Below are 20698 nucleotides of genomic sequence, written 5' to 3'. Positions count from 1 at the left end.
CGTCCCCGGCGGCCCGTCCGCCGCGGCGCCCGGCCACGCCCGGGGGGGGCGGGGCCGCTGCGCGTGGGCTCAGTGGTGCCGGGGCTTTCCGGTCGCGCCGCCGACCGTGCCGCCGATCAGGCCGGGCGGGAAGGTGAAGCCGCCCGGGGGCGGGTTCGGGATGCCCGGCCCGCCGGTGGCCCCGCCCGCGGTGGTGGTCTGCCCGCCGGTGTCGTTGCCGTTGCCCGGGTCGCCGGGGTTCGGCGACGGTGACGGCTGGCTCGGCGCGGTCGGCAGGTCGACCAGGACGAAGTTGTTGACCGGGGTGCCCGCGACCGCCGCGCTCATCGCCATCTGCCACTCGGGGCCGGGACCGGTGGCGCCGTAGACGCCGTTGTCCCCGTAGAAGGAGCGACCGCCGATCTTGATGTTGCGGTCCATCGGCACGTTGCCCTCGGGGCCGCCGAGCCAGACCACGCCGACCAGGTCGGGGGTGTAGCCGTCGAACCAGGCGGCCTGGCGCTTGTCCGCGGTACCGGTCTTGCCCGCGATCGGACGGCCGTCGTCCAGGCCCAGGGCGGCACCGGTGCCGCCCTTCTCGGTCACGCCCTTGAGCAGGGTGTTGATGGTGTCGGCGGTGTTCTGCTGGATCACCTGCTCGCAGTTGGCCTTCGGGACCGGCAGCTGCTTGCCGTCGATGCTGGTGACCGCCTTGATCGCGACCGGGTCGCAGTGGATGCCGCGGGAGGCGAAGGTGGCGTACACCCCCGCCATGTTGAGCGGGCTCATCTCCTCGGTGCCCAGGCCGATGGCCGGGACCTCGTCCAGCGGCTTGCCGCTGGCCTTGGCCTTGATGCCGAGCCTGTTCGCCATCTGCTTGACGGCGCACAGGCCGATGTCCTGCTCCATCTGGATGAAGTAGGTGTTGATCGAGCGGGCCATCGCCTCCGGCATCTGGAACGGGCCCTTCTCGTCCGGGCTGTCGTTCTGGACCACCGAGCCGTCGGCGCGGTACGGGCCGTTGCAGGTGCTCATCGACGGGTAGGGCATCTGGGCCGGGGCCGGGTAGCTCTGGTCCATCGTCTTGCCGCCCTCGATCGCGGCGGCCGCCACGATCGCCTTGAAGGTCGAGCCGGGCTGGAAGCCGTTGCCGCCGCCCATCGCCGCGTCCACGTTCAGGTTGACCACGGTCTGGTGCTTGCCGTTGTCCAGGCCGTAGGGCCGGGTCTGGGCCATCGCCAGGATCTCGCCGGTGCCCGGCTTCAGCATGGTCATCGCGGCCGAGACGGTGTCGGTCACGTAGACCTTGGTGGTGACCGCCTTGTAGGCGTCGGCCTGCTTGGCCGGGTCCAGGGTGGTGTAGATCTTCAGCCCGCCCTGGGTCCAGAGCTTGGACCGGTCGGCCGCCGAGGCGCCGAAGGCCGGGTCGGAGAGCACCACCTTGCGCACGTAGTCGCAGAAGAAGCCCTCACCGTTGTTGGCGGTGATGCAGCCGTTCTGCGGCTCGTGGTAGTGGCTCATGTCGAGCGGGGCGGCCTTGGCGTCCTTCGCCTGCTGGGCCGTGATGTGGTGGTACTCCAGCATCTTGTCGATCACGGTGTCGCGGCGGGCCTGGGCGGCCTTGGGGTGCAGCAGCGGGTCGTAGGCGCTGGGGTTCTGCACCAGGCCGGCCAGCGTCGCGGCCTCGGCGATGGTGAGGTCCTTGTCGCTCTTGCCGAAGTAGCGCTGGGCGGCGGCCTCGACGCCGTAGGCCTGGTGGCCGAAGAACGTGATGTTCAGGTAGTTGGTGAGGATCTGGTCCTTCGACAGCTCCTCCTCCAGCTTGATCGCGTACTTCAGCTCCTTGATCTTGCGACCGAGGCTCTTCTTGGTCGCCTCGGCGAAGGCGGCCTGGTCGTCGCCGGCCTCCTCGACGAAGACGTTCTTCACGTACTGCTGGGTCAGCGTCGAGGCGCCCTGGGAGGCCGCGTCGCTGGAGGCGTTCTTGCCGATGGCGCGCAGCACGCCCTTCGGGTCGATCGCGCCGTGCTGGTAGAACCGGTTGTCCTCGATGTCCACCTGGGCCTGCCGGGTCAGCGGGGACATCTGATCCTGGGTCAGTATCGTCCGGTCGCGGGCGTAGACCTTGGCGATCTGGCTGCCCGAGGCGTCGTAGATGTACGAGGCCTGGGAGAGGGTCGGCGTCTTGAAGTCGTCGGGGATGCTGTCGAAGCTCTCGACGCTGTCCTTGGCGCCCAGCCCGACCGCGCCGACGGCGGGCAGGGCCAGGCCGGCCAGCAGCACGCCGGAGAGGATGCTGACGCCCAGGAACGTCATCCCGTGGCCGGCGAACTCCAGGGGGGAAGTCCGCCGGCGGGAGCGCTGGGCTGCGGAGGAGCGCTTCGAAGCCATGGGGAGGACTCTACGTTGCGGATTCCGGCCCGCAGGGGCAGGTGTTCGCCTACGCTTGTCACAAGCTTGCGACAGCTTCGCTCCGTGTGCGGCAAACACTCCTGTGAGTGTTAAGAGTTGTCCGATTTGACGCCCTATGAGGCGGTAAGCACCGCCCCCCGTCCCGGCTGCCGGGGTGGTGCGCCGGTGCATGTTGTGGCGCTGCGTAACAGAGAGTCTGCCCAAGACCCGCGCAAGGCCCACGACCTGCGATCACTCCAACGAGTGATCTGTCCGGCACCCATAGTCCGATCGGGTCATTCGAGATTGGACCCCAAGGGGCTGTTGCGCCCAGCCAATCTTCCGTAACGTCCTCAACTGGCAGCGGTGAATATGCCGTTGCCGCCGTGGTGGGGGAGCCTCGATGAGGGAGAGGACGGCGCCGGCATGGGCTGGGTAGACGACTGGAGCGCGCAGGCTGCCTGCCGCACGAGTGATCCGGACGAGCTCTTCGTCCAGGGGGCGGCGCAGAACCGGGCCAAGGCGGTGTGCAGCGGGTGTCCCGTGCGCACCGAGTGCCTGGCGGACGCGCTGGACAACCGGGTGGAGTTCGGGGTCTGGGGTGGGATGACCGAGCGGGAGCGCCGGGCGCTGCTGCGCCGCCGGCCGACCGTGATCTCCTGGCGGCGACTGCTGGAGACCGCTCGGACGGAGTACGAGGAGTCCCTGGCCACCGGGGTCATCCTGGTGGACTACGCGCAGGCGGGCTGAGTCGGCGAACCCCCACGCGCCGGCCCGCGCCACGCCTCAGTCCTCCTCGGCCCGGTCCTGCTCCGGGGCGTGCTCACCGGCCAACTGGCGGCCGATCATGCGCAGCCCGTCCAGGTCGTGCACGTCACCGGCCAGCGCGGGCACTTCGATGATGGGCACGTCCGGGTAGACCGAGACGAACCGGTCCCGGGTGCGCCGTTCGCGGCCCATCACCTCGACCCGTTCGGCGTGCAGCCGCAGCAGCCCGGCGGCCAGGGCGTCCGCCGCGGCCTGCCGCGGTTCGTGGTCCGCGCCGTTCTCCTCCAGCAGCTGGGCCGCGGCCCGGGCCCGCTCGGCGGTGAGCTGCGGCGCCCCGGTGCCGTGCACCCGGTTGAGCACCAGGCCGGCCAGCGGCATCTGGTCCGCGGCCAGCCGGTCGACGAAGTAGGCCGCCTCGCGCAGCGCGTCCCGCTCCGGTGCCGCGACCACCAGGAAGGCCGTGCCCTCGGCCTTGAGCAGCTGGTAGGTGCCCTCGGCCCGCTCCCGGAAGCCGCCGAACATCGAGTCCATGGCGGCCACGAAGGTCTGCAGGTCGGTCAGCAGCTGGGCGCCGAAGATCTTCCCCAGGGTGCCGGTGAGCAGCCCCATCCCGACGTTGAGGAACTTCATCGCGCTGCGCCCGCCGACCTTGGCCGGGGTCATCAGCACCCGGATGATCTTCCCGTCCAGGAAGGAGCCCAGCCGGCTGGGTGCGTCGAGGAAGTCCAGTGCGGAGCGCGAGGGCGGGGTGTCCACCACGATCAGGTCCCAGCTGCCGGTGGCCCGCAGCTGGCCCAGCTTCTCCATCGCCATGTACTCCTGGGTGCCGGCGAACCCGGCCGAGAGCGACTGGTAGAAGGGGTTCTCCAGGATCGCCCGGGCCCGCTCCGGCTCGGCGTGCGCCAGCACCACCTCGTCGAAGGTCCGCTTCATGTCCAGCATCATGGCGTGCAGCTCGCCCGGACCGTCGGCCGTGGCGGCGCCCTTGACCGGGCGCGGGGTGTTGTCCAGCTCGGTCAGGCCCATCGACTGGGCCAGCCGGCGGGCCGGGTCGATGGTCAGCACCACGGTGCGCCGGCCGCGCTCCGCCGCGCGCAGGCCGATCGCCGCAGCGGTGGTGGTCTTGCCGACCCCGCCGGAGCCGCAGCAGACCACGATCCGGGTGGCCGGGTCGTCGATCAGCCGGTCCACGTCCAGCGCCGCGGGCCCGCCCGCCGGCTGCTCGGCCCTGCCCGTCATGCCGCCCCCTGCCGCTTCAGCTCGGCGGCCAGCCGGTACAGGCCGCCCAGGTCCACACCCCCGCTGAGCAGCGGGAGCTCGTAGCTCGGCAGGTCGAGCGCGGCCAGGTCGGCGCGCTGGTCCTGCTCCAGCGCGACCCGCTCGGCGTGCTCCCTGGCCTGGTCCAGCAGCGGGTCGAGCAGCGGTTCCACCGCGGCGCGCCGGGTGGCGGCGGTGCGCGAGCGACCGCCGAGGCCGGCCTCCAGCAGTGCCCGGGCCACCTCCTCGCGGTGGTCGCCGTGCACCGCGGCCATCGCGGCGGCGTCCAGCACCGGCGGGCGCACCATGTTCACCAGCACCCCGCCGACCGGCAGGCCCGCCGCGCGCAGCTCGGCGAAGCCGTCCACCGTCTCCTGCACCGGCATCTCCTCCAACAGGGTGACCAGGTGCACCGCGGTCTCCGGCGACTTGAGCACGCCCATCACGGCCTGGGCCTGACTGTGTATCGGACCGAACCTGGCCAGCCCGGCCACCTCGGCGTTGACGTTCAGGAACCTGGTCAGCCGACCGGTGGGCGGCGCGTCCATCACCACCGCGTCGTACACCCGGCGGCCGTTCGAGCCCTTGCGCCGGGCCGCCTCGCAGGCCTTGCCGGTCAGCAGCACGTCGCGCACCCCGGGGGCGACGGTGGTGGCGAAGTCGACGAAGCCGACCTTCTGCAGCGCCTTCCCGGCCCGGCCGAGCTTGTAGAACATGTCGAGGTACTCGAGCAGCGCCTGCTCGGTGTCGATGGCCAGTGCGAAGAGCTCGCCGGTGCCCCCGCCCGCCGCCCCGACCTGGGCCGGCGAGACGGTGGCCACCTTGCGCTCCTCGTACGGCAGCGCGGAGATGCCGAACAGCTCGGCGATCCCCTGCCGGCCCTCCACCTCGATCAGCAGGGTCCGGCGGCCCTCGGCGGCCAGGGCCAGCGCCAGGGCGGCCGCCAGCGTGGTCTTGCCGGTGCCGCCCTTGCCGCTCACCACGTGCAGCCGCACGCCCTCCCAGTCCACGCTCCGCCTCCGTCCGCTCGCCGGTGCCCTTTTGCGAGCGTAACCAGCACCCGCGCCGGATGCCGGGAGCATCCGGCGACCGACCCGATCAGCGGCCCGCTTTGTGGCCCACCTCACATCCGCCGACCGGGCGCGCCGACCGTCTAGAGTCACCCCCATGACCAAGTGGGAATACGTAACCGTGCCGCTGCTCGTGCACGCGACCAAGCAGATCCTGGACACCTGGGGCGAGGACGGCTGGGAGCTGGTCCAGGTGGTGCCCGGGCCGAACAACCCCGAGCAGCTGGTGGCCTACCTGAAGCGGGAGAAGAGCTGATGGGCACGGTCGAGACCAGGCTCGCCGAGCTGGGCCTGACGCTGCCCGAGGTGGCCGCGCCGGTGGCCGCGTACGTCCCCGCGGTGCGCAACGGCGACCAGGTGCTGACCTCGGGTCAGCTGCCGATGGTCAAGGGCAAGCTGGAGCACACCGGCAAGGTCGGCGCCGAGGTGACCGCCGAGGAGGCCAAGGCGCTGGCGCAGATCTGCGCGCTCAACGCGCTGGCCGCCGTGAAGTCGGTGATCGGCGACCTGGACCTGGTCGAGCAGGTGGTCAAGGTGGTCGGCTTCGTCGCCTCGGCGCCCGACTTCACCGGCCAGCCCGCCGTGGTCAACGGTGCCAGCGAGCTGCTGGGCCAGGTGCTGGGCGAGGCCGGCGTGCACGCCCGCAGCGCGGTGGGCGTCGCGGTGCTGCCGCTGGACGCCCCGGTCGAGGTGGAGATCCAGGTCCGGGTCCGCAGCACGAGCTGACCTGGCCCGCAGGGCCCGGTCGAAGGCCCTTCTCAGCAGCGTGTCCGGGTGCATAGCATCCGGACATGGCTGCGAATCCCCCCGGCCCGACCCAGGTCGAGCCGCCGAGCCCCACCGGGCTCCCGATGCCGCCCGGCTGGCCCGCCCGGATCCGGGCGCTGGCCGCCGGTCGGCTCACCCCGCCGGTGCCCAAGCCGTCGGCCACCGTCGTGCTGCTGCGCGACGGCGCCGACGGGCCCGAGGCCTACCTGCTGCGCCGACGCGGCTCGATGGCCTTCGCCGGCGGCATGTACGCCTATCCGGGTGGTGGCGTGGACCCGCGCGACGCCGAGCAGCCGCCCGCCTGGGCCGGACCGGGCCCCGAGGAGTGGGCCGACCGGCTGGGCGTGGACCCGGCGACGGCGCAGGCGGTGGTCTGCGCGGCGGTGCGCGAGACCTTCGAGGAGGCCGGCGTGCTGCTGGCCGGCCCGGACGCCGGATCCGTCGCGCCGCACCGGGACTGGAGCGCCGAGCGGGCCGCGCTGGAGGCGCACGAGCTCTCCTTCGCCGAGTTCTGCCGCGCGCACGGGCTGGTGCTGCGCAGCGACCTGCTGGGCGGCTGGGCCCGCTGGACGACGCCGGAGTTCGAGGAGCGCCGCTACGACACCTGGTTCTTCGTCGCCGCGCTGCCACCGGGCCAGCGGGCCGCGCGCGAGGTCGGCGAGGCCGACCGGGTGGCCTGGCTGACCCCCGCCGAGGCGGTCCGCGGCCACGCCGAGGGCCGGTACGGCATGCTGCCGCCGACCGTCTCGGTGCTGCGCGAGCTGCTGCCGCTGCGGGCCGCCGACCAGGCGCTCGCGGCCGCCGAGCGGCGCACCGTGACCCCCGTGCTCGGCCGGGCCGAGCTGACGGGTGATCGAATGACCATTCGGTGGCCGGGGTATGAGGAGCTGACCATCGACGGTCAGTACCCCGAGCAGGACCCCCACTGATCCCGAGCAGGACCCCCCAACCCCGAGGAAGGACCGGTACCGATGATCCACAACGACGTGGCTCGTGTGCGCACCCTGCCCGCCCGCTGCGTGGAGCCCCGCGCGCTGCAGCGGCGGCTGAGCTGTGAGGACGCCGGCCCGCCGGCCGAGCCCACCGCCCGTGCGCTGGTCCGCGACCTGGACGCCCGCACCCTGGCCCGCTCCTTCGAGGGCGGCCGGTGACCAGCCGACTGCCCGGTGACCCCGCCGACACCGTCGGCGGGGCCGCCACGGCGCGCGCGCTCTGCGTGCTCGCCCCCAACCCGTCCCCGATGACGCTGGACGGGACCAACACCTGGCTGCTCTGCGAGCCGGGCTCGGACCGGGCGGTGGTGGTCGACCCCGGTCCGCTGGACGAGGGCCACCTGCGCGCGGTGGTGGACGCGGCGGAGCGGCAGGGCCGCCGGGTCGCGCTGACCCTGCTCACCCACGGCCACCACGACCACGCGGCCGGCGCGGCCCGGTTCGCCGAGCTGACCGGCAGCAAGGTGCGCGCGCTGGACCCGGCGCACCGGCTCGGTGACGAGGGGCTGCACGGCGGTCAGGTGATCGAGGTCGGCGGGCTGGAGCTGCGGGTGGTGGGCACCCCGGGCCACACCGCGGACTCGCTCACCTTCCACCTGCCGGCCGACGGCGCGATCCTCACCGGGGACACCGTGCTGGGCCGCGGGACCACCATGGTCGCGCACCCGGACGGGGCGCTCGGCGACTACCTGGACTCGCTGCGCCGGCTGCGCGCACTGGCGGCCGAGCACGGGGTGCACACCGTGCTGCCCGGCCACGGGCCGGTGCTGGCCGACGCGCTGGGGACGGTGGAGTACTACCTGGCGCACCGGGCGGCCCGGCTGGCCCAGGTGGAGACCGCGGTGGAGGCCGGCTGCCGCACGGCCGAGGAGGTGGTGGCCCGGGTGTACGCGGACGTGGACCGGGCGCTGTGGCCCGCCGCCGAACTCTCGGTGCGGGCCCAGTTGCGCTACCTGGAGGACCACGGGCTCATCTGACGGCCCGCGGGTCCGGTGGCGGACCGGGCCCGACCCGGGGCGGGCGGGCCGGTCCGGCCGTCAGCCGCTCAGCGGGAGCGGCGGGAGAGGCGCTCGACGTCCATCAGGACCACGGCGCGGGCCTCCAGCTTGAGCCAGCCGCGCCCGGCGAAGTCGGCCAGCGCCTTGTTGACCGTCTCGCGGGAGGCGCCGACCAGCTGGGCCAGCTCCTCCTGGGTCAGGTCGTGCGCGACGTGGATGCCCTCGTCGGACTGCACGCCGAACCGGCGGGACAGGTCGAGCAGCGCCTTGGCCACCCGGCCCGGCACGTCGGAGAAGACCAGGTCGCTCATCACGTCGTTGGTCCGGCGCAGGCGGCGGGCGATCGCGCGCAGCAGCGCGATGGAGACCTCGGGACGGGCGTGCAGCCAGGGCTGCAGGTCACCGTGGCCCAGGCCCAGCAGCTTGACCTCGGTCAGCGCGGTGGCCGTGGCGGTGCGCGGGCCCGGGTCGAAGAGCGAGAGCTCGCCGATCATCTCGCTGGGGCCGAGCACCGCCAGCATGTTCTCGCGGCCGTCCGGCGAGGCCCGGTGCAGCTTCACCTTGCCCTCGGCGACCACGTAGAGCCGGTCGCCCGGGTCGCCCTCGTGGAAGAGCGACTCACCACGGGCGAGGGTCACCTCGGTCATGGAAGCGCGCAGCTCGCTGGCCTGTTCGTCGTCGAGCGCCGCGAAGAGCGCGGCGCGCCGCAGAACATCGTCCACGTGCTTCCTCCTTCTCGGCCGTCCACCGTGGTGGGGCGGGCGGCCCACGTCCTGAAACCATGCTGACTGAAACCGTGCTTTTCATCACCAAGCATGGCGCATGTCGCTCCGATCATATGAGGAGGGGGTGCGCGATGGAGGGCGGTACGCGGCCATCCGTACGCATTGGTAACCCTCGCGCTGACCCGGTCGGGCGACGGCGCGCCGGTGGCCGCCCTGCTCGGGGCCGCACCCGCGCCCGTACCCGTACCCGTGACCGCACCTCCACCTGCACCCGTACCCGCCCCGTGATCGGCGGCCCGCCCGGGCGTCAGCCGACGAACCGCATCGCCGGGTAGGCCGCCGACGGGCCGTCCAGCAGCCGGGAGTCGCCGCCGCGCAGCCACTGGTCGAAGTAGGCGGTCAGGTAGGCCCGTTCGGTGCGCAGGGCGACGGCCGGGTCCAGGCTGCCGAGGTCCCTGGTGCGGGTGGCCGGGTCCAGGCCCAGCTGCGGCACCAGGGCCTCGGCGTCGGTGAAGGAGGCGTGGTCGGCGCCCTGCAACTGCAGCTCGCGGCTCCAGCCCGGGGTGTCGGCGCGGAACTGCCGGAAGCCGGGAGCGGTGTCGCCGTCGGTCGGGCTGTCGGTGCCGACCAGCAGGAACGGGCGGTCCAGGCCGTGCTGGGCCACCGGCATCGGGCTGCCGTCGAAGTTGGTCAGGTTGCCGTCCAGGTCCACCCCGGCCTTGATCCGCGGGTCGGCGGCCATCGCGTCCGCGGCGGCGGTCCCGCCCAGCGAGTGGCCGTACATGCCCACCCGGTCCAGGTCCAGCGCGCCGGCCAGGTGGGCGGGCAGCGGGCGGCCGTCGGCGTCCGGGTTCCGGCCCCCGTTCAGCAGGGCGAGCTGGTCCAGCAGGAAGCGGGTGTCGGCGACCCGGACCTCCAGCGCCTTGGTGATGAAGGCGCCCGGCTCGGTCAGCGGCACGATGGTGGCCACCCGGCCGTCGGGGAACTGCACCTCGGGGGCCTCGTAGGTGCTGTCCAGGGTGACCACCACGTACCCCTGCGAGGCCAGTTGCTCCACCAGGGCGGTCCCCCAGGTGCGCGGCTCGCCGAGGCCCGGCGAGTAGACCAGGACCGGGTGCGGGCCGCCCTGGACGGCCACCGGCGCGTCCTGCCGGGCGTGCGTGGCGGTGCCGGCCCAGTCGGTGGTGCCGGGGGTGATCCCCAGGTCCAGGAAGGTGTCGGCGGTCACCGCGTCGAAGTGCGCGGCCGCGCCCGGCAGCATGTACGGCGCCTGCTCGCGGCACCCCCCGGCCTGCGCGGCCGGGTAGTAGACGGTGGCCATGAGCTCCCGGGCCCCCTGCTCGGGGCGCCACGGGTCGGTCCGCCCCCGGTCCACCAGGTGCAGCGGTGCCGCCCCCACCTGGTACCGCCCGGTCGGGACCGGCAGGCTCAGCCGCTGCCCGGCCGCCACCGGCCGCGCACCCCCCGCCGGCCGCGCACCCCCCGCCGGCTGTGCGGCCTGCGCGGGCAGGGCCGCCCCCAGCGTGCAGAGCGCGGCGGTGGCGGCCACGGCGGCGGCGGTGAGCGTGCGGCGGGCGAGCGTGGTCTGATGCGTCGTCATGCGAACGATCCTGCCGTCCGGTTGGCCCGGGCCGCCATCGGGGAACACCCGGATCCGGTGCTCGGGGAGAACCCCCAGGGGTCTGCGGGTGCGCCCGCGGCCGGGAATCGGACCCTGCGGCGGGCCGTTCGGCGTAGCCTTCGGGGCATGGCAGAGAGCAAGGTCGGTAGGACGGCGGCGAAGCCCGGGAAGCCGGAGTCGCAGCTGGCGATGGTGCGGCGGGCGCGGAAGATCAACCGGGAGCTGGCCCAGCTGTACCCGTACGCGCACCCCGAGCTGGACTTCGAGTCGCCGTTCCAGCTGCTGGTGGCCACCGTGCTGTCGGCGCAGACCACGGACCTGCGGGTGAACCAGACGACCCCGGCGCTGTTCGCCGCGTACCCCACGCCGGCGGCGCTGGCGGCCGCGGTGCCGGAGGAGCTGGAGGAGCTGATCCGGCCGACCGGGTTCTTCCGGAACAAGGCGAAGTCGCTGATCGGCCTGTCCATCGCGCTGCGCGACCAGTTCGGCGGCGAGGTGCCCGACCGCCTGGACCAGCTGGTCACCCTCCCCGGCGTGGGCCGCAAGACGGCGAACGTGGTGCTGGGCAACGCCTTCGGCGTCCCCGGCATCACCGTGGACACCCACTTCGGGCGGTTGGTGCGGCGGTTCGGGTGGACCACCGAGGAGGACCCGGTGGCGGTGGAGACCGCGGTGGGCGAGATCTTCCCGAAGTCCGAGTGGACGATGCTCTCGCACCGGGTGATCTTCCACGGCCGCCGCGTCTGCCACGCCCGCAAGCCGGCCTGCGGCGCCTGCGGCATCGCGCCGCTCTGCCCGTCGTACGGCACCGGGGAGACCGACCCGGAGCAGGCGCGCAAGCTGCTCAAGTACGAACTGGGCGGGCAGCCCGGTCAGCGGCTGCGGCCGCCGGCCGGATTCCCGGGCCGCGCGGCGGCACCGGCGACGGGCACGGGCGAGGGGGAGGCCGAGTGAAGAGCGGCGAGGTCCAGGCGTCGATCGAGCGGGACGGGCTGCCGGACTGGCTGCTGCCGGTGCGTCAGGCCGCCGAGACGGTCCGGCCGGAGCAGCTCAGCCGGTTCCTGCCGCCGGCCGAGGGCGGGCGGCACTCCGCCGTGCTGCTGCTCTTCGGTCACGGACCCGACGGGCCCGACCTGCTGCTGACCGAGCGTTCGGCGGCGCTGCGCTCGCACGCCGGCCAGGTCTCCTTCCCCGGCGGGACGCTGGACCCGCAGGACGGCGACCCGGCCGGGCCGGGCCCGGTCGCGGCGGCGCTGCGCGAGGCCGAGGAGGAGACCGGCCTGGATCCGAGCGGGGTCCAGGTCTTCGCCACGTTGCCCGCGCTCTACATCCCGGTCAGCGACTTCGTGGTCACCCCGGTGCTCGGCTGGTGGCGGCGGGAGACCCCGGTGGCGCCGGTGGACCCGGGGGAGACCGGTGCGGTGTTCCGGGTGCCGCTGGCGGTGCTGGCCGACCCGGCGTGCCGCGGCCGGTTCCGCCACCCGTCCGGTTTCGCCGGGCCCGCCTTCGAGGTGGACGGGCACGTGGTCTGGGGCTTCACCGCCGGGGTGATCGACCGGGTGCTGCACTTCAGCGGGCTGGAACGGCCCTGGGACAGCAGCCGGGTGATCGCGCTGGGCACCGCGGGGTAGACCAGGAGTACTCAGACAACCGGGACGAAACGGTTACCTGGGCCGCTGCCGGGCGGTACCCGGTCCATGGGAGGGTGGCAGGGTGAATGTGCTGGATCTGCTGCTGCTCGCCGCCGCGATCGGGTTCGCCGTGTCCGGGTACCGGCAGGGCTTCGTGGTCGGCATCCTCTCCGTGCTGGGTTTCCTCGGTGGCGGGCTGATCGCGGTGGAGCTGCTCCCGCTGCTGCTCAGCCACCTCAGCCCGGGCACCACCGCCTCGGTGGTGGCCGTCATCGTGGTGATCGTCTTCGCCGCGATCGGCCAGGCCGCCACCACCCAGCTGGGCTGGAAGCTGCGCGGACGGATCGGCGGCAGTCCCGCCAAGCTGCTCGACTCGTTCGGCGGCTCGGTGGTCAACGTGCTCTCCATGCTGCTGGTGGCCTGGCTGATCGGCTCCGCGCTGGCCGGCACCTCGATGCCCACCGTCTCCAAGCAGGTCCGCAGCTCCATGGTGCTCGGCGGGGTGCAGCAGGCGCTGCCGTCCGACGCGCCCAACTGGTTCTCCGACTTCAGCAAGGTGCTCTCGCAGAACGGGTTCCCGCAGGTCTTCAACCCCTTCGAGCACGAGCCGATCACCGACGTGCAGCCGCCCGACCCGGCGCTGGCCGGCAGCCCGGCGCTGGCCAAGGCCCGGCAGAGCCTGGTCAAGGTGGTCGGCACGGCGAGCTCCTGCGGCAAGACCCTGGAGGGCAGCGGCTTCGTCTTCGCGCCGCACCGGGTGATGACCAACGCCCACGTGGTCGGCGGGGTGGACGAGCCGACCGTGCAGATCGGCGGCACCGGCCAGCTCTACGACGCGACCGTGGTCCGCTACGACTGGCAGCGCGACATCGCCGTGCTGGAGGTGCCGAAGCTGACCGCGCCGCCGCTGGCCTTCGCCGGCGAGGCGCACACCAACGACAGCGCGATCGTGGCGGGCTTCCCCGAGAACGGCGGCTTCAACGTGCAGCCGGCGCGCATCCGCGGCCGGATCCAGGCCAACGGTCCGGACATCTACCACCGCGGCCAGGTGGTCCGGGACGTCTACTCGGTCCGCTCGCTGGTCCGTCAGGGCAACAGCGGCGGCCCGCTGCTGACCCCCAACGGCGAGGTGTACGGGGTGGTGTTCGCCAAGTCGCTGGACAGCGTGGACACCGGCTACGTGCTGACCGCCGCCGAGGTGAAGCCGGACGCCACCGAGGGCAGCACCGACAGCAGCCAGGTGGACACCCAGGGCTGCGCGCTCTAGCCCGGTGCCCGGGCCGGGGCGCCCGGGCGGCGGCCGCCCGGGCGGTGGTGTCCGGGCCGGGGTGTCCGAGGTGCGGGGTCCGAGGCGACGAGGTGTGCGGGGCGACCTGACGCACCGTCCGCCGCCCTGACCGGAACGGCATCCGGCGGTCCGTCAGTTCCTCCTGATAGCGTCGGCCGCGCTCACTCGTTCGGCTCAATCGGGCCACGCGTGGGACGCGCAACGGCGACACGAAGGAGTAACCGGCCATGATGGGTCATTCGCACGCGGTCAGCGGTGCGATGTTGTTCGCGGGCTCAGCGCCCTTCCTGCCGCCGCTGTTGCTGCACACCCACCTCAGGCCGGCCGACATCCTGCTCGGCACCGTGCTCTGCGCGGGCGCCGCGCTGCTGCCGGACCTGGACCACCACGACGGGACGATCGCCAACTTCCTCGGCCCGATCTCCAAGATCCTCTGCCGCTTCGTGGCCTGGATCTCCGGCGGTCACCGGCACGCCACCCACTCGCTGCTCTTCGTCGCCCTGATGGGCGGCGGCACCTGGGCGGGCGTCACCTACCTGGGCCGCTACTTCACGCTGGGGGTGGCCTTCTTCCTGCTCGCGCTGGCGATCAAGGCGCTGCGGCTGCACCCGCCGGGCGACGGCGTGCACACCTGGCTGACCGTCATGGGCCTGTCGGTGGTGGGCGTGGCCGTGATGGACAAGTGGATGCCCAACGCACCGGGCTGGCTGCCGTACGCGGTGGCCCTGGGCACGCTGGCCCACCTGCTCGGCGACTGCCTCACCAAGCAGGGCGCCCCGCTGCTCTGGCCGCACAAGGAGCGCTACGAGATCGTGCTGATCAAGCGCAGCGGCAACGACGTGGAGACCAAGGTGCTGGTCCCGATCATGACGGTGGCCACCCTGGCGCTGCTGGTGCTCACCACCTTCGAACCGACCGTGCTGGTGGGCTGACCACCGACGCAGGAGTGGGTGGGTGGGTCGACCACCGACGACGGGGGCCCGGAGCGGAAGACCGCTCCGGGCCCCCGCCCGTTGCCCCCGGTGGTCGACTGTCGGAGGGTCAGGCCTCCCGGCGCAGCCGGGCGCTGACCCAGCGGGCCCGGCGGCCGAGGATGCGTGGGATGCCCAGCGGGTGCGGCGAGCTGCCGCGCTCCTCGGGCCACTGCTGCGGGTGGGAGACGCTCTGGAACGGGGTGACGCTCTGACGGGCGCCGTCCAGGCCTTGGGCGGTCTGCACGCTACGGCTGGTACGCCTGCCGCGGGACGCGGCGGCGCGATCGGGCATCCAGGTCATGCAGGATGGATGCCCCTGGCTCCGTAGGGGTAACCACCTTCGTTCGGGCGAAATGGCCTATGCCTGCGTCATAGGAACATCTAGTCATATAAACACTTCTGACGGAGCAGGACACGCGGCGCCCTTCCTCAGCGCTTGTGCTGCTCCACCCAGGCGAGCAGCTCGGCGTTCAGCTCCTCCGGAGCCTCCTCGTGCGGGAAGTGGCCCACGCCCGGCAGCAGTCGCCAGCGGTACGGCGCGGCCACGTACTCGCCCGCGCCCAGCGCCGTCTGGGCCAGCAGCACCGGGTCCGCCGCGCCGTGGACGTGCAGGGTCGGCGCGGTGACCGGCTTCTTCATCCGGCGGGCGAACTGGATGCCGTCCGGGCGGGCCATCGAGCGCACCAGCCAGCGGTAGGGCTCGATCGAGCAGTGCGCGGTGCTGGGGATCCGGATCGCGTTGCGGTAGTTGCGCACCGCCTCCTCGTCCAGCTGCTGCGGGCCGGTCCAGTCGGTGAGGTACTCGCCGATCTGGGCCGCGTCGTCCGCCACCAGGCGGCGTTCCGGTATCCACGGACGCTGGAACGCCAGCACGTGGTCGAAGGCGGCCATCTGCCGGCGGTCGCGCAGCAGTGCGCGCCGCAGGTGCCGGGGGTGCGCGGCGGAGACCACGGTCAGGCTCTGGACCACCGACGGCCGCATCACCGCGGCCACCCAGGAGAGGGAGCCGCCGAGGTCGTGCCCGACCAGGTGGGCGCTGTGCTCGCCGAGCGAGCGGATCACGCCGGTGATGTCCAGGGCGAGGTTGGTCGGGTCGTAGCCGCGCGGGGTGCGGTCGCTGCCGCCGGTGCCGCGCAGGTCCAGCGCGACGGCCCGGTAGCCGGCCTCGGCCAGCGCGGCCATCTGGTGGCGCCAGGCCCACCAGTACTGCGGCCAGCCGTGCACCAGCAGCACCAGCGGGCCCTCGCCCTGCTCGGCGATGTGGAACCGGGCGCCGTTGGCGGCCAGGTCGCGGTGGGTCCACGGGCCGGGGGTGCGCACGTTCCAGCTGGTCGCCCGGCCGCTGACGGCGGAGGCTCCGGCGGGCGGGCGGCCGTCGCCCGAGCGGGCTCCGGCCGACTGCGGGCCGGTGCCCGGCTTCGGGCCGGTGGCACCCAGGCCGGCACGGGTGCCCGTGGGCGAGCCGGTGGCCCCCGTGGGCGAGCCGGTCGCCCCTGCGGGCGGACCGGCGGTCACGGGAGGAGCGGGCGTCTGGTCGAGCGGCATACCGAGAGCGTTTCACATCCCGGCCGGGAACACGGTCCCGGCAGATCTACTGGGGGCAGGAGCGGTGGTGGGGCGGGCCCGGAGCCGGCCGACGGGCGGTCAGCGCTCCAGCTGCGCGAGCTCCTCGGGGGTGGCCGGCCGCGGGCGGGCGTTGCGCAGCACCTCGGCGGTTGCCTGCGCGCCCTCGATGGTGCGGTGCGGCGGCTCGATCTTCTTGAAGGAGCGCCAGGCGAGCAGGCCCAGCACGGCGGCGAGCAGCCAGAAGGCGACGGCAACCAGGGCGAAGGAGCCGCCGAGCGGGACGCCCCAGAAGTGGATCAGGTAGGCGGCGGCGAAGCTCAGCATCGGCACCGAGGCCAGCAGGAAGACACCGGCCACGATGCCGGAGGCGCTGCCCGCGACCCCGCGCTTGACGTCCTGTCGGATCTCCGCCTTCGCGAGGGCGATCTCGTCGTGGACCAGGGCCGAGAGATCGGCGGTGGCCGCGGCGAACAGCTGTCCGACCGTGCGCTCACCCTCGTAGGGCGCGCGGGAGCTGCCGGACGGGCCTGCGGATCCTGCGGACATCTGGTCTTCTCCTCTGCTGAGATTCCGGACAGTTCAGAATCATGCCCTTACCGGCCAGTCAAGCACCACTTCGGGTCACCCCAGCCGGACCTTGTGTCACCCGCCCGAACCCCTGGGATGACCTGTCTGTCCGTCACCTCGACGTCACGTCACCCGCGGGGGTGAGCCCGGGGCCAGGGCATTCCTCCGTTCGGGGTGTGGTGGCGGTGCTGGTGGCGGTGGCGGTTCGGGGCGGGGGTTGCTCAGGCCGCGGTTCCCGGGGCGGGCCCGGTCTGGCGCTGGTAGACGTCCGGGATGCCGTCCCCGTCGCTGTCCAGGTCCTCCTCCTCGCAGAGCAGCCGGTAGTGCCGGTTGCGCAGCTTCAGCAGCACGGTGCCGACCACCGCGCAGAGCAGCGAGCCGACCAGCACCGCCGCCTTCGCCCGGTCGGCCAGCTCCGGGTCGTGCGGGAAGGCCAACTCGCTGATCAGCAGCGAGACGGTGAAGCCGATCCCGGCCAGGGTGGAGAGCGCGAACAGGTCGGACCAGCTGAGCTGCGGGTTGAGCTCGGCCCGGGTGAACCGGGCGGCGCACCAGGTGCCGCCGAAGATGCCCAGGGTCTTGCCGATCAGCAGGCCCAGCACGATGCCCAGCGGCATCGCCTGGGTGAAGACCTCGTGCAGCGCGTCGGTCGAGATCGTCACGCCCGCGGCGAAGAGCGCGAAGGCCGGGACCGCGACGCCGGCCGACAGCGGGCGGACCAGGTGCTCGATGTGCTCGCCGGGCGACTGCTCCTCGTCCCCCTCGCGGTGGCAGCGCAGGATCAGACCCATCGCCACGCCCGACACCGTGGCGTGCACGCCGCTCTCGTGCATCAGCGCCCAGATCACCAGGGCGAGCGGCACGAAGAGGTACCAGCCGTGCACCCCGTGCCGGTGCAGGAACCAGAAGACGATCAGGCCGGCCAGGGCCAGGCCGAGCGCCCAGAACTTGATCCCGGAGCTGTAGAAGATCGCGATGATCAGGATGGCGATCAGGTCGTCCACCACGGCCAGCGTGAGCAGGAAGGCGCGCAGGGCGGACGGCAGGTGCGTGCTGACCACCGCCAGCACGCCCAGGGCGAAGGCGATGTCGGTGGCGGTGGGGATGGCCCAACCGCTCCGGTGGCCGCCGGGGCCGCTGTTGGCCACCGCGAAGACGACGGCGGGCAGCGCCACGCCGCAGATCGCGGCCGCCACCGGGAGCAGCGCCGCGGCGGGGGTGCGCAGCTCGCCGGCGACGAACTCGCGCTTGAGCTCGATCCCCGCGACGAAGAAGAAGACGGTCAGCAGTCCGTCCTTGGCCCAGGCCTCCAGCGGCAGGTGCAGGTGCAGGGGGGAGGAGGGGCCGATCGTGTAGTGCAGCATGCTCTGGTACGCCTGCGGCCAGACGTTGGCCCAGACGAGGGCGACCACCGCCGCGATCAGCAGCAGGATGCCGCCGACCGTCTCGGTGCGCAGCGCGTCGGCGATGAAGCGGCGCTCGGGGAGCGGGAGCAGGCCGAGGAACTGGCGGCGCTGGCTGGATGGCGGATCGGCCACGCGAGGACCTCCTGGGCGCCCGGGTCGGTGACGGACCGTCTCGTGACGGTTTGACCGGTGACGGTCTGTCTCGTGCTGCTCTGGCTCGTACCGGTCTGTCTCGTACTGGTCTATCTCATGCCAGTGTGTCTGGTTTGTTGGATTTTATTACGTGGCGGAGTCGGCGCCCGGGGAGGGGGGTTCCGGCGCCCACGGAGGAGCCCGGGCACTGGTGACGGTGCGTGCGGGCGGCCTGGTGACGGCGGGTCGACTTCCGCCGTCCAGGGGCCGGTTGAGCGAATGCGCCGGGGACGAACCGAACTTATCGTCATCTCAACGCGGTCCCTCGAAGCCGCCCGCACCAACTCCATTCGGAGGCAGAACCATGTCCGTTCAGGAACCGGCCGACCCGGCCGGGTCGTCCGCACCGGTACCTCCCGGCCGGTCCGCCGAGCCGCTGCAGGCATGGGGGAGTGAAGGCGCGCAGAGCGCGCCTCCCCTGTTACCGGCGGGCGACGGCACCGGGCGCCCCGGCGTCCCGCAGGCGCCGACTCCGGCACCGGTGCCCATCTCGGCAGCGTCCACACCCGCCCTCGCACCCTCGCCTCCTGCACCTCCCGCACCTCCCGCACATCCCGCACCTCCTGCGCCATCGGCTCTCGCATCCTCGGCCGTGCCCTCGTCCGCTGTGCCCTCCGCCGTGCCGGGTTCGGCCCGGACCGTCGCCGGAGCCCGGGCCGGCACGGGCTCCCGGACCGTCACCGAGGCCAGGACCGGTGGGCTCGCCCGTGCGACCGTCCCGCACCGCCTCCTCGCGCCGGCCCACCGCGCCGGCCCACCGCGGATCACGCCGCGTGCCGCGCCACGACCCGGGCCGAGGATCACGCCGCCGGCCCAGCCGACCCGTCTGGTGCAGGTCTCCCGGCGGGGCGAGGACCGCGAACCGCCCTTCCGCCCCGGACGCGGGACCCTGGCCACCCCCGACAGCCGACGGCTGGACCGCCTGCTCCGCCCCCTCTTCCAGGGCCTGCCGCCGACCAGCGGCATCGCGGTCGCCGTGGTCCGCGGCGAGGAACACACCGTCGCCTGCCGGGGCTTCACCGATCCTGCCGCCCAACGGCCGGTCCGGGCGGACAGCCGGTTCGAGCTCGGCTCGATCACCAAGACCTTCACCGCCCTGCTGCTGGCCGAGATGGTGGCCCGTGGTGAAGTCCGGTACGACGACCCGATCGACGCCTACCTGCCGGCCGGTGCGGTGCCCGGCTACCCGAAGGAACGGCCGATCACCCTGCTCCACCTGGCCACCCACACCTCGGGCCTGCCCCGGCTGCCGTTCGGGCTGCAGCAGAGCGCGGCGTCGCAGTGGTTCACCCGGCCGTGCGCGACCTTCGGCGTCACCCACCTGCTCCGCGCCCTCTCCCGGACGCCCGTGCGGGGAACCCCGGGCACCCAGGTGCGCTACTCCAGCCTGGGCAGCGGGCTGCTCGGACTCCTGCTGGAGAACGCGGCCGGCACCCGGTACGAGGACCTGCTCGCCAGCCGGGTCTGCCAACCGCTCGGGATGGTCGACACCTCCTGCGGCGCCGGCGACGAGGGCGGTGGCAGTTACCGACGCGGCCGCCGGGTGCCGTCGTTCCGGTTCGCCACCCTGCCCGGCGCGTCCGCGCTGCGCTCCAGCGCGGACGACATGCTGCGGTACCTGCAGGCGCTGATCGCCGCCGACCGGTCCTGGGTCAACCGGCTGGACGTGCTGCGCTCGGCTCAGGGGGAACCGGTGGATCCGGGCTCGGCGCTGCGGATCGCCCTGAGCGAGGTCCGCCGGCCGCGAGCGGCCCGGCGGACCACCGGGACCCGGCTCTGCCTGGGCTGGAAGCAGCGCTCGTGGGCTCCGGTGCCGGCGCCCGCGCTGGTTCCGCTGACCGGGCGGGTGCAGTCGCCGTTGCTGGAGGACGGGCCGGAGGGGGGCGAAGAGGCGGCGGGCTTCGCAGCTGCGGCGGACCTCGACGGGTTCAGCGGCGGACACCACGCCGGTCCGGAGCCGGAGCTGCTCTTCCACGAGGGCGGCACCCGGGACTTCCTCGCCTTTGCCGGGTTCGCCCCGGCCCACGCCACCGGGATGGTCGCGCTGATCAGCGGTCCGCCGCAGCGGCGCCGGCGGTACCTGCAGACCGTGTACGACACCGTGCGCGGACTCTGCGTGGAGGAGCTGTCCTGACCGCCTGCGCGGCCGAAGGCCTGCGGGCCTGACGACGGCGGGTCTGACGATGGCGGGCCTGACGACGGCGGGCCCGAGGGGCTCGAGCCGGACGGTCTGACGCCCTGACGCCTTCCCGACTCCCGCAGCGCCGCTGCTCGGCCGGTCAACTGCCCGGCACACCACTGGGGCCTTCCGCGCACCGCGCGCGGAAGGCCCCAGTCGGTGTCAGGCGTGATGCCGTCCGATCAGCTCTCGTCGGTCGTGGCGGTGCCGCCGGGCAGCTGGGACTGGATCAGGTTCATGACGGTGGAGTCGGCGAGGGTGGTGGTGTCGCCGACTTCGCGGCCTTCGGCGATGTCGCGCAGGAGGCGGCGCATGATCTTGCCGGA

The 20698-nt window shown here is 73.4% G+C and carries 20 protein-coding genes; 11 read left to right on the top strand and 9 right to left on the bottom strand.

Going from position 1 to position 20698, the window contains the following annotated elements:
• Nucleotides 1-69: 69 nt before the first annotated feature.
• A complete protein-coding gene (locus tag ACFW1A_RS23430; protein ID WP_380411150.1) occupies nt 70-2370 on the bottom strand; it encodes a transglycosylase domain-containing protein in 2301 nt (766 codons plus the stop codon).
• Nucleotides 2371-2796: 426 nt separating this feature from the next.
• On the opposite strand from ACFW1A_RS23430, the gene ACFW1A_RS23425 reads away from it, so the two are divergent.
• On the top strand, nt 2797-3120 hold the full coding sequence (locus tag ACFW1A_RS23425) for a WhiB family transcriptional regulator (RefSeq protein ID WP_380411148.1): 324 nt from the start codon (nt 2797-2799) through the stop codon (nt 3118-3120).
• A gap of 36 nt (nt 3121-3156) precedes the next feature.
• On the opposite strand, the gene ACFW1A_RS23420 is transcribed toward ACFW1A_RS23425, so the two are convergent.
• A complete protein-coding gene (locus ACFW1A_RS23420; RefSeq protein ID WP_380411147.1) occupies nt 3157-4377 on the bottom strand; it encodes an ArsA family ATPase in 1221 nt (406 codons plus the stop codon).
• Entirely contained in the window at nt 4374-5405 is a 1032-nt protein-coding gene (locus tag ACFW1A_RS23415) for an ArsA-related P-loop ATPase (protein WP_380411146.1), read from the bottom strand. Before ACFW1A_RS23415 ends, ACFW1A_RS23420 begins: the two co-directional genes overlap by 4 nt.
• 157 nt (nt 5406-5562) lie before the next feature.
• On the opposite strand from ACFW1A_RS23415, the gene ACFW1A_RS23410 reads away from it, so the two are divergent.
• The 5 genes from ACFW1A_RS23410 (at nt 5563) to ACFW1A_RS23390 (ending at nt 8202) form a co-directional block, all read left to right on the top strand.
• On the top strand, nt 5563-5721 hold the full coding sequence (locus ACFW1A_RS23410) for a DUF4177 domain-containing protein (RefSeq protein WP_095874066.1): 159 nt from the start codon (nt 5563-5565) through the stop codon (nt 5719-5721).
• Complete coding sequence (locus ACFW1A_RS23405) at nt 5721-6191, top strand: RidA family protein (protein ID WP_380411144.1); 471 nt, start codon at nt 5721-5723, stop codon at nt 6189-6191. Before ACFW1A_RS23410 ends, ACFW1A_RS23405 begins: the two co-directional genes overlap by 1 nt.
• 125 nt (nt 6192-6316) lie before the next feature.
• A complete protein-coding gene (locus ACFW1A_RS23400) occupies nt 6317-7162 on the top strand; it encodes an NUDIX hydrolase (RefSeq protein WP_380411151.1) in 846 nt (281 codons plus the stop codon).
• 42 nt (nt 7163-7204) lie between these two features.
• The gene (locus ACFW1A_RS23395; protein ID WP_380411142.1) at nt 7205-7384 is read left to right on the top strand and encodes a hypothetical protein; all 180 of its coding nucleotides are present in this window, start codon (nt 7205-7207) and stop codon (nt 7382-7384) included.
• Complete coding sequence (locus tag ACFW1A_RS23390) at nt 7381-8202, top strand: MBL fold metallo-hydrolase (RefSeq protein WP_380411141.1); 822 nt, start codon at nt 7381-7383, stop codon at nt 8200-8202. The genes ACFW1A_RS23395 and ACFW1A_RS23390 overlap by 4 nt, the downstream gene beginning before the upstream one ends.
• Nucleotides 8203-8270: 68 nt before the next feature.
• On the opposite strand, the gene ACFW1A_RS23385 is transcribed toward ACFW1A_RS23390, so the two are convergent.
• Together ACFW1A_RS23385 and ACFW1A_RS23380 are read right to left on the bottom strand one after the other, a co-directional pair.
• On the bottom strand, nt 8271-8945 hold the full coding sequence (locus tag ACFW1A_RS23385; RefSeq protein WP_380411139.1) for a Crp/Fnr family transcriptional regulator: 675 nt from the start codon (nt 8943-8945) through the stop codon (nt 8271-8273).
• A gap of 310 nt (nt 8946-9255) precedes the next feature.
• The gene (locus tag ACFW1A_RS23380) at nt 9256-10548 is read right to left on the bottom strand and encodes an alpha/beta hydrolase family protein (protein ID WP_380411137.1); all 1293 of its coding nucleotides are present in this window, start codon (nt 10546-10548) and stop codon (nt 9256-9258) included.
• Between the two features lie 147 nt (nt 10549-10695).
• Here ACFW1A_RS23380 and nth point away from each other — a divergent pair, with 147 nt between their 5' ends.
• The 4 genes from nth (at nt 10696) to ACFW1A_RS23360 (ending at nt 14420) form a co-directional block, all read left to right on the top strand.
• Nucleotides 10696-11523 (top strand): endonuclease III, encoded by an 828-nt coding sequence (gene nth, locus ACFW1A_RS23375; protein WP_380411136.1) that lies wholly within the window; start codon nt 10696-10698, stop codon nt 11521-11523.
• On the top strand, nt 11520-12200 hold the full coding sequence (locus ACFW1A_RS23370) for an NUDIX hydrolase (RefSeq protein WP_380411134.1): 681 nt from the start codon (nt 11520-11522) through the stop codon (nt 12198-12200). The genes nth and ACFW1A_RS23370 overlap by 4 nt, the downstream gene beginning before the upstream one ends.
• A gap of 82 nt (nt 12201-12282) precedes the next feature.
• Nucleotides 12283-13467 carry a MarP family serine protease gene (locus ACFW1A_RS23365; protein WP_380411133.1) on the top strand — a complete coding sequence of 395 codons (1185 nt, stop codon included), beginning with the start codon at nt 12283-12285 and terminating at the stop codon, nt 13465-13467.
• A gap of 248 nt (nt 13468-13715) precedes the next feature.
• Nucleotides 13716-14420 (top strand): metal-dependent hydrolase, encoded by a 705-nt coding sequence (locus tag ACFW1A_RS23360; protein WP_380411132.1) that lies wholly within the window; start codon nt 13716-13718, stop codon nt 14418-14420.
• A gap of 109 nt (nt 14421-14529) precedes the next feature.
• Here ACFW1A_RS23360 and ACFW1A_RS23355 read toward each other — a convergent pair whose 3' ends face one another.
• The 4 genes from ACFW1A_RS23355 to nhaA all read right to left on the bottom strand — a co-directional run bounded on the left by ACFW1A_RS23355 (nt 14530) and on the right by nhaA (nt 18133).
• Complete coding sequence (locus tag ACFW1A_RS23355; RefSeq protein WP_380411131.1) at nt 14530-14706, bottom strand: hypothetical protein; 177 nt, start codon at nt 14704-14706, stop codon at nt 14530-14532.
• Between the two features lie 185 nt (nt 14707-14891).
• Complete coding sequence (locus ACFW1A_RS23350; RefSeq protein ID WP_380411130.1) at nt 14892-16007, bottom strand: alpha/beta fold hydrolase; 1116 nt, start codon at nt 16005-16007, stop codon at nt 14892-14894.
• A gap of 99 nt (nt 16008-16106) precedes the next feature.
• Nucleotides 16107-16574, bottom strand: a complete 468-nt coding sequence (locus ACFW1A_RS23345) for a phage holin family protein (RefSeq protein WP_380411129.1) — start codon at nt 16572-16574, stop codon at nt 16107-16109.
• Nucleotides 16575-16816: 242 nt separating this feature from the next.
• Nucleotides 16817-18133 carry a Na+/H+ antiporter NhaA gene (gene nhaA / locus ACFW1A_RS23340; protein WP_380411128.1) on the bottom strand — a complete coding sequence of 439 codons (1317 nt, stop codon included), beginning with the start codon at nt 18131-18133 and terminating at the stop codon, nt 16817-16819.
• 889 nt (nt 18134-19022) lie between these two features.
• On the opposite strand from nhaA, the gene ACFW1A_RS23335 reads away from it, so the two are divergent.
• Nucleotides 19023-20327, top strand: a complete 1305-nt coding sequence (locus ACFW1A_RS23335; protein WP_380411127.1) for a serine hydrolase domain-containing protein — start codon at nt 19023-19025, stop codon at nt 20325-20327.
• The last annotated feature ends 371 nt before the right edge of the window (nt 20328-20698 follow it).

Origin of the sequence: Kitasatospora sp. NPDC058965 (assembly GCF_042741245.1) — a bacterium.
GTDB lineage: Bacteria > Actinomycetota > Actinomycetes > Streptomycetales > Streptomycetaceae > Kitasatospora.
This window is presented reverse-complemented; position numbering and strand designations above follow the sequence as displayed.